General features: G+C 66.9%; 15 protein-coding genes. 4 read left to right on the forward strand and 11 right to left on the reverse strand.

Features of this window, described 5'->3' with window-relative positions:
* Window positions 1–47: 47 nt before the first annotated feature.
* Genes ACI766_RS08615 through ACI766_RS08640 form a run of 6 tightly spaced genes read right to left on the reverse strand, consistent with a single transcriptional unit; the run spans window position 48 to window position 5,238 of the window.
* Window positions 48–665: an HAD family hydrolase gene (locus tag ACI766_RS08615; protein ID WP_134568645.1), complete on the reverse strand. Its 618-nt coding sequence runs from the start codon at window positions 663–665 to the stop codon at window positions 48–50.
* Between the two features lie 32 nt (window positions 666–697).
* On the reverse strand, window positions 698–1,693 hold the full coding sequence (locus ACI766_RS08620) for an ABC transporter ATP-binding protein (protein WP_003158332.1): 996 nt from the start codon (window positions 1,691–1,693) through the stop codon (window positions 698–700).
* 2 nt (window positions 1,694–1,695) lie between these two features.
* Window positions 1,696–2,493: an ABC transporter permease gene (locus ACI766_RS08625; protein ID WP_003091589.1), complete on the reverse strand. Its 798-nt coding sequence runs from the start codon at window positions 2,491–2,493 to the stop codon at window positions 1,696–1,698.
* Complete coding sequence (locus ACI766_RS08630; protein ID WP_003091588.1) at window positions 2,480–3,319, reverse strand: ABC transporter permease; 840 nt, start codon at window positions 3,317–3,319, stop codon at window positions 2,480–2,482. Before ACI766_RS08630 ends, ACI766_RS08625 begins: the two co-directional genes overlap by 14 nt.
* Window positions 3,316–4,125 (reverse strand): alkaline phosphatase family protein, encoded by an 810-nt coding sequence (locus ACI766_RS08635; protein ID WP_015649204.1) that lies wholly within the window; start codon window positions 4,123–4,125, stop codon window positions 3,316–3,318. Before ACI766_RS08635 ends, ACI766_RS08630 begins: the two co-directional genes overlap by 4 nt.
* A 54-nt stretch (window positions 4,126–4,179) precedes the next feature.
* On the reverse strand, window positions 4,180–5,238 hold the full coding sequence (locus tag ACI766_RS08640) for an ABC transporter substrate-binding protein (protein ID WP_003091586.1): 1,059 nt from the start codon (window positions 5,236–5,238) through the stop codon (window positions 4,180–4,182).
* A gap of 363 nt (window positions 5,239–5,601) precedes the next feature.
* Between ACI766_RS08640 and ACI766_RS08645 the strand changes: the two genes are divergently transcribed.
* A complete protein-coding gene (locus ACI766_RS08645) occupies window positions 5,602–6,318 on the forward strand; it encodes a UTRA domain-containing protein (RefSeq protein WP_003122232.1) in 717 nt (238 codons plus the stop codon).
* A 65-nt stretch (window positions 6,319–6,383) separates the two neighbouring features.
* Complete coding sequence (locus ACI766_RS08650) at window positions 6,384–6,935, forward strand: GNAT family N-acetyltransferase (protein WP_003114799.1); 552 nt, start codon at window positions 6,384–6,386, stop codon at window positions 6,933–6,935.
* Window positions 6,936–6,977: 42 nt separating this feature from the next.
* Here the strand turns inward: ACI766_RS08650 and ACI766_RS08655 are convergent, their stop codons facing one another.
* The 5 genes from ACI766_RS08655 to minC all read right to left on the reverse strand — a co-directional run bounded on the left by ACI766_RS08655 (window position 6,978) and on the right by minC (window position 11,094).
* On the reverse strand, window positions 6,978–8,267 hold the full coding sequence (locus ACI766_RS08655; RefSeq protein WP_003114800.1) for a M18 family aminopeptidase: 1,290 nt from the start codon (window positions 8,265–8,267) through the stop codon (window positions 6,978–6,980).
* A 168-nt stretch (window positions 8,268–8,435) separates the two neighbouring features.
* A complete protein-coding gene (locus ACI766_RS08660; RefSeq protein ID WP_003114801.1) occupies window positions 8,436–9,071 on the reverse strand; it encodes an RluA family pseudouridine synthase in 636 nt (211 codons plus the stop codon).
* Between the two features lie 103 nt (window positions 9,072–9,174).
* Window positions 9,175–9,429, reverse strand: a complete 255-nt coding sequence (gene minE, locus ACI766_RS08665) for a cell division topological specificity factor MinE (protein ID WP_003091581.1) — start codon at window positions 9,427–9,429, stop codon at window positions 9,175–9,177.
* On the reverse strand, window positions 9,426–10,241 hold the full coding sequence (minD, locus tag ACI766_RS08670; protein WP_003091579.1) for a septum site-determining protein MinD: 816 nt from the start codon (window positions 10,239–10,241) through the stop codon (window positions 9,426–9,428). The genes minE and minD overlap by 4 nt, the downstream gene beginning before the upstream one ends.
* Before the next feature lie 61 nt (window positions 10,242–10,302).
* A complete protein-coding gene (gene minC / locus ACI766_RS08675) occupies window positions 10,303–11,094 on the reverse strand; it encodes a septum site-determining protein MinC (RefSeq protein WP_003114802.1) in 792 nt (263 codons plus the stop codon).
* A 159-nt stretch (window positions 11,095–11,253) separates the two neighbouring features.
* Here minC and ACI766_RS08680 point away from each other — a divergent pair, with 159 nt between their 5' ends.
* A complete protein-coding gene (locus tag ACI766_RS08680; RefSeq protein WP_003158335.1) occupies window positions 11,254–12,192 on the forward strand; it encodes a lipid A biosynthesis lauroyl acyltransferase in 939 nt (312 codons plus the stop codon).
* Window positions 12,193–12,259: 67 nt separating this feature from the next.
* Window positions 12,260–13,429: a patatin-like phospholipase family protein gene (locus ACI766_RS08685; protein WP_003091575.1), complete on the forward strand. Its 1,170-nt coding sequence runs from the start codon at window positions 12,260–12,262 to the stop codon at window positions 13,427–13,429.
* The last annotated feature ends 42 nt before the right edge of the window (window positions 13,430–13,471 follow it).

Below are 13,471 nucleotides of genomic sequence, written 5' to 3' on the forward strand. Positions count from 1 at the left end.
CGACGCGATGGAAAGCGCGATCCGCTCGCGCTTTCGCAGCGAGCCTGTCAGCGCCAGGCGTTGACCGGCCAGCCCATTTCCTTGGCGTAGGCGAGCAGGGTCGGGTCCGGATTGACCGTATTCGGATGGCCGACCAGCTTCAGCAGCGGCAGGTCGTTGCGCGAATCCGAGTAGAACCAGGCGTCGGCCAGTTGGCGATCGTCTCCTTCCAGCAGGTCGAGCAGACGCAATACCTTGCCTTCGCGATAGGTGAGGGTGCCGAGGGTGCGGCCGGTGTAGTGTCCGTCGAGCACTTCGAGATCGATGGCGAGGACTTCGTCGACGCCGATCCGCGCCGCGATCGGCTTGACCAGGTGCACCCCGGATGCGGAGACGATCAGCACCCGGTCGTTGGCGCTGCGGTGGCGCGCCAGGCAGGCGCAGGCGTCGCTGTAGATCAGCGGCTCGATGACCTCCTCGACGTAGGCCTCCACTTCCCGCTCGACTTCCTCGACGCTGCGACCGATCAGCGGTTGCAGGGTGTAGTCCATGTACAGGTCCATGGACAGCTTGCCTTCGGCGTACTGCTCCATCAGTTCGGCGTCGCGGCGGACGAAGGATTCGTCGACCCAGCCGAGACTCGCCATGCGCTGGCTCCACAGGCTGGAGCAGTCGCCGTGGATCATGGTCTCGTCCAGGTCGAAGATCACCAGGCTCATCAAGCTACCTCTCGAATACTGTTGCGATCGATGACCAGCGTCAGCTGACTGCCGGCCGGATACAGGCGGTCTGCGCTGCGGTTGAGGACGTCGACGGTGAGTTCCACCCCGGCGGCCTCGACGCGGTAACGGATCACGTTGCCGAGCAGACTGTGCGAGCGTACCAGCGCCGGCACGCCTTCGCTCGGTTCGTTGCCCAGGCGCAGGGATTCCGGGCGGATCGCCACCTGTTGCGCGCAGGGCTGGCCGAGCAGGCGGCTGGCCTGTTCGGCGTCGAGCAGGTTGTAGTTGCCGATGAAGCCGGCGGCGAAGGCGTTTTCCGGCGCGGTGTAGAGGGTCTCCGCGTCGCCGCTCTGGACGATGCGTCCGGCGTTCATCAGGACGATGCGGTCGGACAGGGTCAGCGCTTCCTCCTGGTCATGGGTGACGAACACCGTGGTCAGCCCCAGCTCCTGCTGGATGCGGCGGATCTGTTCGCGCAGGTGCTTGCGGATGCGCGCGTCGAGGGCCGACAGCGGCTCGTCGAGCAGCAGCAGGCGCGGGCGCGTCACCAGCGAGCGGGCCAGCGCCACGCGCTGGCACTGGCCGCCGGAGAGTTGGTGCGGGTAGCGTGCGGCGTACTCGCCCAGTTCCACCAGTTCGATGGCTTCGGCGACCCGCTGCTTCAGTTCCGCCGCAGGCACCTTCTGCATGCGCAGGCCGAAGGCGACGTTCTGTTGCACGGTCATGTTGGGGAACAGCGCGTAGCTCTGGAACACCATGGCGATCCCGCGCTTCTGCGGCGGCAAAGGCACCACATCCTCGTCGTCGATGAGGATGCGCCCGCTGTCGACCTCGGTCAGCCCGGCGATGCAGCGCAGCAGGGTGGACTTGCCGCAGCCGCTGGGGCCGAGCAGGGTGACGAACTCGCCGCGGGCGGCGGCGAAGTCGATATCGCGGAAGATGCTGGTGGCACCGTAGCTCTTGTCGAGCTGTTCGACGCTGACGAACGACATGATCAGGCCTTGTCCTTGTTCAGTCGATTGGCCGCCCAGGTCAGGACCAGGACGAACACGAAGTAGGAGACCACCACTGCGCTGGTGTAGTGGCCGCTGCTGTTGCGCATGTTGTTGAGGAACACCTGCAGGGTCTCGTAGCGGGTACCGACCAGCAGGTTGGCGAAGACAAATTCGCCGATGAGGAAGGAGAACGACAGCAGCAGGGCCACCATCACGCCCTTGCGCAGGTTCGGCAGCACGACCAGCAGCGCCGCCTTCCAGGTGCTGGCGCCGAGCAGGTGGGCGGCGTCCATCAGGTCGCGCAGGTTGATCGCCTGCAGGTTGTTGGTGATCGCCCGGTACATGAACGGCAGGGCGATGGTGAAGTAGCAGCCGACCAGCACCCAGGGCGTGCCGATCATTTCCAGCGGCCCGCTGGCATAGAGTTGCAGCAGGCCCACCGAGGAGACGATCGGCGGCACCGCGAAGGGCAGCAGGATGAGCACGTTCATCACGCCGTCCAGGCGCGGGAAGTGGTAGTGGATGACGAACATCAGCGGCAGGATCAGCAACACGCTGAACGCCAGGGCGCCGAAGCAGACCAGCAGCGAGCGGGCGAAGGCCAGCAGGAAGCGCTGGTCGCTCCACAGCGTCAGGTACCACTTCAGGGTCAGGCCGTCCGGCAGCAGGGTCGCCGACCACTGGGTGGCCAGCGAGTAGAGCAGGGTCGCCGCCAGCGGCAGGACCAGGATCAGGAACAGCGCGCAGACCACCAGGCGATGGTAGAGCGCGGCAGGACGTCGATCAGCGCGCGACATGGTAGCTCCTGCGCAGCAGCCATTGGTGGACCAGGGTGATCAGGGTCATCAGGCCGACCAGCACCATGGCCAGGGCGCTGGCCATGTTCGGGTCGGGGAACACGTCGCCGGCGACCAGCGCGCCGATGCGGATCGGGATCACGTTGAAGTTGCCGGTGGTCAGCGAGTACACCGTGGCGTAGGCGCCGAGGGCGTTGGCCAGGAGGATGACGAAGGTACCCAGCAGCGCCGGGGTCAGCACCGGGATGCCGATGTGTCGCCAGTACTGCCAGCCGTTGGCGCCGAGCAGCGCGGCGGACTCGCGCCAGTCCTCGCGCAGGGCGTCGAAGGCCGGGTAGAGCAGCATCACCCCGAGGGGGATCTGGAAATAGGTGTAGAGGATTATCAGACCGGTCTTCGAGTAGAGATTGAAGTCGTCGATCCAGCCGGCCTGCTTGAGCAACAGGGTCAGCGCGCCGTTGAAGCCGAGCAGGATGATGAAGGCGAACGCCAGCGGTACCCCGGCGAAGTTGCTGGTCATGTTGGAGAAGGCCATGACGAAGTCGCGCAGGCGGCTGTCGACGTGGCGCAGCGAATGGCTGCCGAGCACCGCGATGAGCAGGCCGAGCAGGCTCGACCAGCCGGCGATCTCCAGGCTGTGGCGGATCGCCTGGCGGTAGAAGGGCGAGCCGAACAGCTCGAGGTAGTTGGCCAGGCTCCAGGCGTCGCTGGCCTTCAGGCTGTTCAGCGCGACCCAGGCCAGCGGCGCTATCTGGAAAATCACGAAGAACGCCGCGAAGGGCAGCAGGAACAGCAGCGCCAGCCATTTGCCGGAGAGTCGTTTCATGGGGCGAGCAGCTCCCGGCAGACGGGTTTGTCGTGGGCGGCGCCGAGGATTTCGCAGAGCGTGCCGCAGAGGTCGGTCTGCAGCGGTTGCGCCAGGTCGTCGCGGCTGAAGGCGTCGCCGAAGACGAACAGCGGCACCTCGCGCTCCTCCTCGAGGATGCCGCCGTGGCTGCGGTCCTCGTTCATTCCGTGATCGGCGGTGATCGCCACCTGGTAGCCGGCCGCCAGCCACTGGTGCAGGTATTCCGACAGCAGTGCGTCGGCGCGCCGCGCGGCGTTGCGGTAGGCGGGGCTGGCGAGGCCGTGCCTGTGCCCGGCGTCGTCGATGTTCATCGAGTGGACCAGCATGAAGTTCGGTGCGTGCCGGCGGCGCAGGCTTTCCGCGTCGGCGAACAGGTGCGAGTCCGGATAGTGGTCGCTCCAGTAGAAGTGTCCGCGCTGGATCGGCATTGCGCTGTCGTCGGTGTGGCGGTCGCGGGCCGGGTCGAACGGCGCGCGGTTGTACAGTTCGCTGACCCAGTGGTAGGCCGCTGCCGCGGTACTCAGGCCGGCCGCGCGGGCGTAGTGGAACAGGCTCTGTTCCTGGCTCAGGCGGACCACGTCGTTGTGCAGGATGCCGCTATCGATCGGCGGCACTCCGGTGAGGATGCATTCGTAGAGCGGCCGGGACAGCGAAGGCAACTCGCATTCCAGGCGGTACGACTGGCCGCGGCCGGCGCCGCAGAGGGCCTGGAGATGCCCCATGCAGTCGCGGGCGACGCTATGGTTGAGGCCGTCCAGCAGGACGAGGATGACGTCGTGGCGCATTCGGGGTATCCGTCGATGCGGGGCGGCCGCCGGGGAGGGCGGCCGCGCTCCGCGTCACTGCATGTTGATGATCACCGCTTCCTGCCACTGCCGCGGCAGGCGCTTGGAGGTTTCCTCCCAGGCCTTGGCGTCCTTGATCGGCTGGGCCTTGGCGTACTGCTCGTTGGGTAGCAGTTGGGCCTTCACGTCGTCCGGCAGGGTCAGGCTCTCGGCGCGGATCGGTCGCGCGTTGCCCTTGGCCAGGTTGATCTGTCCGGCGTCGCTGAAGATGTACTCGCGGGCAAGCTTGGCGGCGTTCGGGTGCTTGGCGTACTTGTTGATGATGGTGGTGTAGCCGGAGATCACCGAGCCGTCCGAGGGGATCAGCACCTCGAAGCGCTCCGGGTCGATCTGCTGGCGGTAGCTGAGGCCGTTGAAGTCCCAGACGATGCCGACTTCGACCTCGCCCTTTTCCAGGGTGGCGATCACCGGGTTGGTCAGCGACAGGCGGCCCTGCTTGGCGATCTTGCCGAAGAACTCCAGGCCCGGCTTGATGTTCTTCTCGTCGCCGCCGTTGGCGATGGCCGCGGCGAGCACCCCATTGACCGCCTGGGCGGCAGCGCTGACGTCGCCGATGGTGACCTTGTACTTGCCCTGCAGCAGGTCGGCCCAGCTGTGCGGTACGTCCTTCACCAGTTGTTTGTTGACGATGAAGGCGATGGTCCCGGTGTAGGCGAGTGCCCAGTGGCCGTCCTGGTCCTTGGCCCAGGCCGGGATCTGTTCCCAGGTGCTCGGCTTGTACGGCTGGCTGACGCCCTGCTGCACGGCGATGGGGCCGAAGGCGGCGCCGACGTCGCCGATGTCGGCGCTGGCGTTGTCCTTCTCGGCCTTGAACTTGGCCAGCTCCTGGGCCGAACTCATGTCGGTATCCATGTGCTTGAGCCCATACTTGCTCTCAAGGTCCTTCCAGGTGTCCTTCCAGTTCGCCCAGCTGTCGGGCATGCCGACGCTGTTGACCTGGCCTTCCTTGCGCGCGGCCTGTTCCAGCGCCTGCAGGTCCGCTTCGGCGGCCAACGCCAGGCCGCTGCCGAGGGCGATGGCGGTTCCCAGCAATGAAGCAAGCATGCGTTTCATTCGGTGCTCCTTCGTTCGAGAGGTTCGGTCGGGCAGCCTCGGGAGTTCTCGACGCTCCTTCGGGCGGGACTGCCGCGGGTGTGGTCTAGATCAGCAAGACCCAGGCCAATCTAGAGCCGCTGGATGACGGTTTCATGTCAACTAGCCGCGCCTGGCATCGCCGCGGCTTGCATCCGCAGAAGCGTAGACCATGCTTAAGCCCTCGACTCCATGGGCGCCGGGCGCCTCCGGGAAGACCGTTGTCTTGTAGCTGTCACGTCCCGGTCATCTGGGTTTCCTAGCATCGGACGAGCCGGAGGCACAGGGCGGGCCGGCGGAAATGCCCCTTGTTGGGGCTGGACTAGACCAATAAGGAAGCTGTCGATGCGTGACGAAGCGCTCCCCACCGTAACGGCGATCTGCCGGGCGCTCAGCGAGCAGATCGGCCATGGTCTGCTGCCGGCGGGTGGCAAGCTGCCGGCCGAGCGCAAGCTCAGCGAGCTGTTCGCGACGACCCGGATCACCCTGCGCGAGGCGCTGATCCAACTGGAGTCGCAGGGCCTGATCTACCGCGAGGAGCGCCGCGGCTGGTTCGTCTCCCCCGAGCGGCTGGCCTACAACCCGCTGGTCCGCAGTCACTTCCATGCGATGGTCAGCGAACAGGGCCGGGTGCCGGCGACCGAGGTTCTGTCGGCCCGGCAGATGCCGGCGAGCGCGGCGGTCTGCGAGCTGCTGGAGCTGCCGGCGCTGTCCAGCGTCTACCAGATCCGCCGGGCGCGGCGGGTGGACGGGCGGCTGGTGCTGTATGTCGAGCACTACCTGAACGCGCAGTACTTCCCCGGGATCCTCGGCCACGACCTGACCCGCTCGCTGACCGAACTCTATGCCAGCGAGTACGGCATCCACTATGGGCGGGTGCGTTTCGACATGGTGCCCACGGCACTGCATGCCGAGGCTGCGGCGCCGCTGAAGGTGGCGGTGGGCAGCCCGGCCCTGCGCATCAGCCGGATCAACCGCGACCAGCGTGATCGGCTGATCGACTGCGACCTGGAGTTCTGGCGCCACGACGCCATCCATATCAGCGTCGAGGTACCGCAGTAACGCCACGCGTCGACGACCTGCGGCACCTTCTGCGAGGATGGGGCTCCGGGAAAAGGAGCCCTCGCATGTTCATACTGCCGATTTCGTCCGACCTGCACCTGGAGCTGCTCGACCAGCCGCGCGCGGAGGAGCTGTTCCGCCTGGTGCGTGCCAACAGCGAGCACCTGGCGCCCTGGATGCCGTGGGTGCCGCTGACGCAAAGCGTGGACGATACCCGCCGTTTCATTGGCGAAGGCCAGCGGTTGTGGGCGGAGCGCAGGAGCTGCCGCTGCGGGATCGTAGAATCCGGATGCCTGGTCGGCGTCATCGACCTGCACGACTTCACCGAGGACAGTCGCAGCGCCAGCATCGGCTACTGGCTGGCGGCGTCCGCGCAAGGGCGCGGGCTGCTGGCCCGCGCGCTGGGGAAGACGATCGAGCTGGGTTTCCTTGGCTACGACCGGCAGCGCCTGGTGATCCGCTGTTCCACCGAGAACCTGCGCAGCCAGCGCGCCGCCGAGCGCCAGGGCTTCCGGCGCGACGGAGTGATCCGGGCCAACGAGATCATCGCCGGGCGTGCCCACGACCATGCGATCTACACGCTGTTGCGCAGCGAATGGCACGCTGCGCACGCCTGAGTGGCCCCGGGCGAATGCCCGGGGCGTGAGCGCGCCTGGCGCTCAGGGCAGCTCGCTGCTGGCGTAGAAGGCGCCGAGCACCTTGACCAGGTGCGCCAGGTCATGGCTACCGGCCAGCTCGCGAATCGAGTGCATGGCGAAGGTCGGCAGGCCTATGTCGACGGTGCGCACGCCGACCTGGCTGGCGGTGATCGGGCCGATGGTCGAGCCGCATCCCATGTCGCTGCGGGTCACGAAGCTCTGCACCGGCACTTCGCTGTCCTGGCAGAGGTGGCGGAAGAAGCCGGCGGTTTCGCTGTTGGTGGCATAGCGCTGGTTGCTGTTGATCTTGATCACCGGACCGCCGTTCAGCGCCGGGCCATGGTTGGCGTCGTGCCTGTCGGCGTAGTTCGGGTGTACGCCATGGGCGTTGTCGGCCGAGACCAGCAGCGAGCGCTGGATCGCCCGGCTGAAGGCGTCGCCTTCCGGCAGCAGGCGGCGCAGTACCTGTTCGAGGAACGGACCGTCGGCGCCGCAATGCGAACAGGAACCGACTTCCTCGTGGTCGGTGCAGACCAGGATGCAGTTCTCGTCGCCTTCGGCGTTGAGCAGGGCTTCCAGGCCGGCGTGGCAGGACAGCAGGTTGTCCAGGCGCGCCCCGGCGATGAACTCGTCGTTGAGACCTACCACCGCGGCGGACTGGGTGTCGTAGAACGACAGCTCGTAGTCCAGTACCACGTCGGCGGTGATGCCGTGCTCGCGCAGCAGCTGTTCGTCGAGCAGCAGGCGGAAGTCGGCGGCCTCGCCCGGCGCCAGTTGGGCGATGATCGGCGGCAGTTCGTTCTGCGCGTTGATCGGCCAACCCTCGTTGGCGGCGCGGTTGAGATGGATGGCCAGGTTGGGGATTACCGCGATGGCCTTGCGGAAGTCGACCAGGCGGCTTTCCAGCTTGCCATTGGCGCGGAAGGTGACGCGCCCGGCCAGTGACAGGTCGCGGTCGAACCAGGGGGCGAAGAGGGCGCCGCCATAGACTTCGACGCCGAGCTGGAGGAAGCCGTTGCGAGCGATCTCCGGGTTCGGCTTGACCCGCAGGCAGGGGCTGTCGGTGTGCGCGCCGACCAGGCGGAAGCCGCTTTCCAGGGGCGAGCGACGGCCCAGGCGGATGGCGATCAGCGACGAGTCGTTACGGGTCACGTAGTAGCGGCCGCCGGTTTCGGTGTGCCAGGCGTCGCGCTCGTCGAGGCGGCGGTAGCCGGCGGCTTCCAGGCGGCGGGCGAGGCTGGCGGTTGCATGGAAAGGCGTGGGCGAGGCCTTGAGGAAATCGATCAGGCCCTGGTTGAGTTCTGCGCGCATAGTGGCTCCGGACGGCAATCCATGCAGTCTATCGTATTGTCCGACGGGGTTCAGGTCGTTGGCGGCGGGGCCGGCCAGAAAAAGCGGAAGCTGGTCGTTGTATGGCAAGACGGGGTACCGGAAATCGGCGGGCGGCGTCCCGGCGGGCCGGGACGCGGCGGGGAAGGCTCAGAACGGCGCCGGCGACTCGAAGCGCAGGCGTTCGCCGCTCTGCGGATGGGTCAGGCACAGCAGGCTGGCGTGCAGGCACAGGCGTTCGTGGGCGGCGAGGGCTTCGGGGTTGGCGTAGAGGCGGTCGCCGAGCAGCGGATGGCCGATGGAGAGCATGTGCACGCGCAACTGGTGCGAACGGCCGGTGATCGGCGTCAGCTCGACCCTGCTCCAGCGTTCATGACGCTCGATCACGCGCCAGAAGGTCAGGGCGTGGCGGCCGTGCTCGAAGTCCACCACGTGACGCGGCTTGGTCGGCGGGTCGTAGCGCAGCGGCAGTTCGATGCGCCCGCTGTCCAGTTCCGGCAGGCCCCAGCAAAGGGCGGTATAGGCTTTCTCGGTCTCGCGGTCGTGGAACTGGCGGGACAGCTCGCGGTGGCTGTCGGCGTCGCGGGCGAGCACCATCAGGCCGGAGGTTTCCCAGTCCAGGCGGTGGACGATGCGGGCCTCGGGATAGCCGTTTTCCTGCAGGCGGGTGACCAGGCAGTCCTTGTTGTCATCGGCGCGACCGGGCACCGACAGCAGCAGGGTGGGCTTGTCGACCACCAGCAGGGCGTCATCCTGGTGAACGATTCGGATCTGGGACAGCGGCATAGCGAACGGGCTCATCGCCGGGAGGCGGCAGGGAGCCTGGCGGGCAGGCTCGGTGAAACGACTGCGGCGGCCAATGGCCGCCGCAGTATGGACCCTGGGCGAATCAACGATCCGGCAGGGTGATGTTGAGTTCCAGGATCGAGCAGTTGCCCTGGTTCTCCAGTTCCACCTGGATCTGCTCCTGGTCGATCGGTACGTACTTGCGGATCACTTCCAGCAGGTCTTTCTGCAACTGGGGCAGATAATCCGGCTGTGCGCGCTGGCCACGTTCGTGGGCAACGATGATCTGCAGTCGTTCTTTCGCGATGGAAGCGCTGTTCTGCGATTTCCGACTGCGAAAGAAGTCTAAAAGGCTCATTCACGTCCTCCGAACAGTCTTTGCAGGAATCCTTTCTTCTGCACATCGAGGAATCGATGCGGTATTTCCTTGCCGAGCAGGCGGTCGACCGCATCGCTGTACGCCTGGCCGGCGTCGCTCTGCTCGTCGAGGATCACCGGCACGCCCTGGTTCGACGCCTTGAGCACGGCCTGGGATTCCGGGATCACCCCGAGCAGGCGGATGGCGAGGATCTCCTCGACGTCGTCGACGCCGAGCATCTCGCCCTTGGTGACGCGCTCCGGGTTGTAGCGGGTCAGCAGCAGGTGTTCCTTGATCGGCTCCTCGCCTTTCTCGGCGCGCTGCGACTTGCTTGCCAGCAGGCCGAGCATGCGGTCGGAGTCGCGTACCGAGGAAACCTCGGGGTTGGTCACGACGATCGCTTCGTCGGCGAAGTACATGGCCAGGTGGGCGCCTTTCTCGATGCCCGCCGGGGAGTCGCAGATGATGTATTCGAAATCCTTGCGCAGTTCGGCCATGACTTTCTCGACGCCTTCCTTGGTCAGGGCGTCCTTGTCGCGGGTCTGGCTGGCGGCCAGGACATGCAGGTTTTCGAGGCGCTTGTCCTTGATCAGGGCCTGGGTGAGGGTGGCCTCGCCGTTGACGACGTTGACGAAGTCGTACACCACGCGGCGTTCGCAGCCCATGATAAGGTCGAGGTTACGCAGGCCGACGTCGAAGTCGACGATGACGGTCTTGAAACCGCGCAAGGCCAGGCCGGTGCCGATAGCTGCGCTGGTGGTGGTTTTACCGACGCCACCCTTACCGGAAGTGACTACGAGAATTTTGGCCAAGGTGATTCACCCCAATGAAAAACGTAAGAATTCTGGTCCCTGAAAGTGGCGGCAGTATCCGTTAAAGGCGGGTGATGTTCAACACGTCACCCGACAGGCTGACGTGCACTGCCTTGCCCCACTGCGGGCTGCGTCGCAGGTCCTCCGCGACCTTGTAGTTACCGGCGATGGAGACCAGTTCGGCGGCCAGCTGCTGGCAGAAGATTCGCGCCGTGGCGTCGCCTTTCACGCCGGCCAGTGCGCGTCCGCGCATCGGGCCGTACACATGGATGTTTCCGTCGGCGAGAAGTTCCGCGCCGGGACTGACCGCGGCCAGCACGATCAGGTCGCCGCCGGCGGCGTAGATCTGCATGCCGCCGCGCACCGGGGTCTTCACCACCTTGGTCGGGCGGCTGACGGGCTCGGCGGGCTTCTCTTCCGCCTTGGCCGGCTCGGGCCTGGCTTCACCGGCGCTCGGGCTGGGCTCTTCGGCAGGCTTGCGCGGGGCGCTGTCCTTGATGTCCAGCGGTCGTTCGCGGGCGCCCGAGGGCGGCAGCACCGGCAGGTCCAGGGCCTGGGCGGCGGCAATGTCCTCCTCGCGCCCGGCGCGGATCGCCAGGGTGCGCAGGCCGTGGCGGCGACAGACCTCGAGGAGCGCCGGCAGGTCGAGGCGACCTTCGCCTTCGGGCAGCTTGTCGAGGGCCATGACCAGGGGGGTGTCGCGGAAGAAGTTGGGCGCTTGCGCCACTTTGTCGGCGAGTTGCCGTTCGAGCCTCGCCAGGTCGTTGTGCGCCAGTTCGAGGATGGTCACCGCGAGCATGCTGCCCTTGAGCTGGAATACGGGGTCTTGATCGAGGAGGTCGGCTTGGCTCATGGGGCTTGTCGGTCGTTGAATTGCAGGGACTTATAACGAGAACGCCGGATGCCCGCAAGCGTGGCAGATAGCCGGGGCGGCATCGATCGGCAACGCGGCGTCCCGCCGGGACGGCGGGCAGGGTAGAATGGCGGGCTTTGATCGTCGTCGGAACCGTCCATGGATCGCCCCCGTTTCTCCAGCGCTTTCCTCCATCCCCGCTACTGGCCGCTCTGGTTCGGCCTGGGGCTGCTCTGGCTGGTGGTGCAGTTGCCGTATCCCGTCCTGCTGATGCTCGGCCGTGGCCTGGGGGCGCTGATGTACCGCTTGGTCGGCTCGCGCCGCGAGATTGCCGCGCGCAACCTCGAACTGTGCTTTCCGGAAAAGTCGCCCGCCGAACGCGAGCGTCTGCTGAAGGAGAACTTCGCCTCCAGCGGCATCGCCTTCTTCGAGATGGCCATGAGCTGGTGGTGGCCGAAGGCGCGCCTGGCCCGTCTTGCCCATATAGAAGGCCTGGAGCATCTGCGCGAGGCCCAGGCGCAGGGCGAGGGGGTGATCCTCATGGCCCTGCATTTCACCACCCTGGAGATCGGCGCGGCGCTGCTCGGCCAGGTGCACACCATCGACGGCATGTACCGTGAGCACGACAACCCGGTGTTCGACTACATCCAGCGCCGTGGCCGCGAGCGGCACAACCTCGATGCCACCGCCATCGAGCGCGAGGACGTGCGCTCGATGCTCAAGGTGCTGCGTGGCGGCCGCGCCATCTGGTACGCACCGGACCAGGACTACGGCGCCAAGCAGAGCCTGTTCGTGCCGCTGTTCGGCATCCCGGCGGCCACCGTCACCGCCACCACCAAGTTCGCCCGCCTGGGCCGGGCGCGGGTGTTGCCGTTCACCCAGAGCCGCCTGGCCGATGGCAGCGGTTATCGCCTGACCATCCACCCGCCGCTGGAGGACTTCCCCGGCGAGAGCGAGGAAGCCGATTGCCTGCGGATCAACCAGTGGGTCGAGCGCTGCGTGCGCCAGCAGCCCGAGCAGTACCTGTGGGCGCACCGGCGTTTCAAGACCCGCCCGCCAGGCGAAGCCAAGCTCTATCCGAAACGGCGCAAGCGCTGAGGACGGGCATTCCGGACGCGCGCGGGGTCTGGCTATACTCGCCGCAGTTCATGACGGAAGCCCCGCTGTGTCCGATCCCCTTGCCCCACGTCCGCCGCTCACCGGCCTGATCCTTTCCGGGGGCGGCGCCCGCGCGGCCTACCAGGTCGGGGTCCTGGCCGCCATCGCCGACCTGCTGCCGGACAGCGCCGGCAATCCTTTCCCGGTCATCGTCGGTACCTCCGCCGGCGCCATCAACGCCGTTGGCCTGGCTTGCGGCGCCCTGCAATTCCGCCAGGCGATCCAGCGCCTGACCGCGGTCTGGCAGGGATTCCGCACCGAACATGTCTATCGCAGCGACTGGCCGGGCGTGACCCGCCAGGCCTCGCGCTTCCTCGGCCATAGCCTGCTCGGCCTGGGGCGGCGGGTGCCGGTGGCGTTGCTGGACAACCGGCCGTTGCATGAGCTGCTGGCACGTGAGCTGGATTTTTCCGGGATTCATGCGGCGGTGCGCCAGCGCCAGTTGCGCGCGGTGGCGGTGACCGCGTTCGGCTACGAGTCGGGGCAGGCGGTGACCTTCTACCAGGGGCGCGCGACCATCGATCCCTGGGTACGCCATCGGCGCCTGGGCATTCCCACCCGCCTGGAGCTTCGGCACCTGCTGGCCAGCGCGGCGATCCCGCTGCTGTTCCCGCCGGTGCGGATCAACCGCGAATACTTCGGCGACGGCGCGGTGCGTTCCCAGGCGCCCATCAGCCCGGCGTTGCACCTGGGCGCCACGCGGGTGCTGGTGATCGGCGTCAGCGGCAACCCGGCCACCGGTGGCGACAGTGCCATGACCGGCCTGCCGCCGTCCGACCGACCGCCGAGCCTGGCGCAGATCGGCGCCCACCTGTTGAACAGCACCTTCATCGACAGCCTGGAAGGCGACATCGAGCAGTTGCAGCGGATGAACCAGATCGGCCAGTTGGTGGCGCCGGAGGTGCGCCGCCAGGCGGGTGGGCTGGAGCCGGTGGAGGTATTGCTGGTGTCGCCGAGCCGGCCGCTGGACGAGATCGCCGCGCGGCACTACCGGGAGCTGTCGCGGGTGCTGCGGCTTTTCCTGCGCGGTCCCGGAGCGACCCGCGCCAGCGGGGCGGGGGTATTGAGCTACCTGTTGTTCGAGCGCGGCTATTGCAGCGAACTGATCGAACTGGGCTACCACGATGCGATGGGCAAGCGGGCGGAACTGGAGCGCTTCCTGCGGATCGAGCGGTAAACCTTATTCAGGACGGGACAGGCGGAAGGAAAAAACCGCCCC

Origin of the sequence: Pseudomonas sp. DL (assembly GCF_047199225.1) — a bacterium.
Lineage (GTDB): Bacteria > Pseudomonadota > Gammaproteobacteria > Pseudomonadales > Pseudomonadaceae > Pseudomonas > Pseudomonas aeruginosa.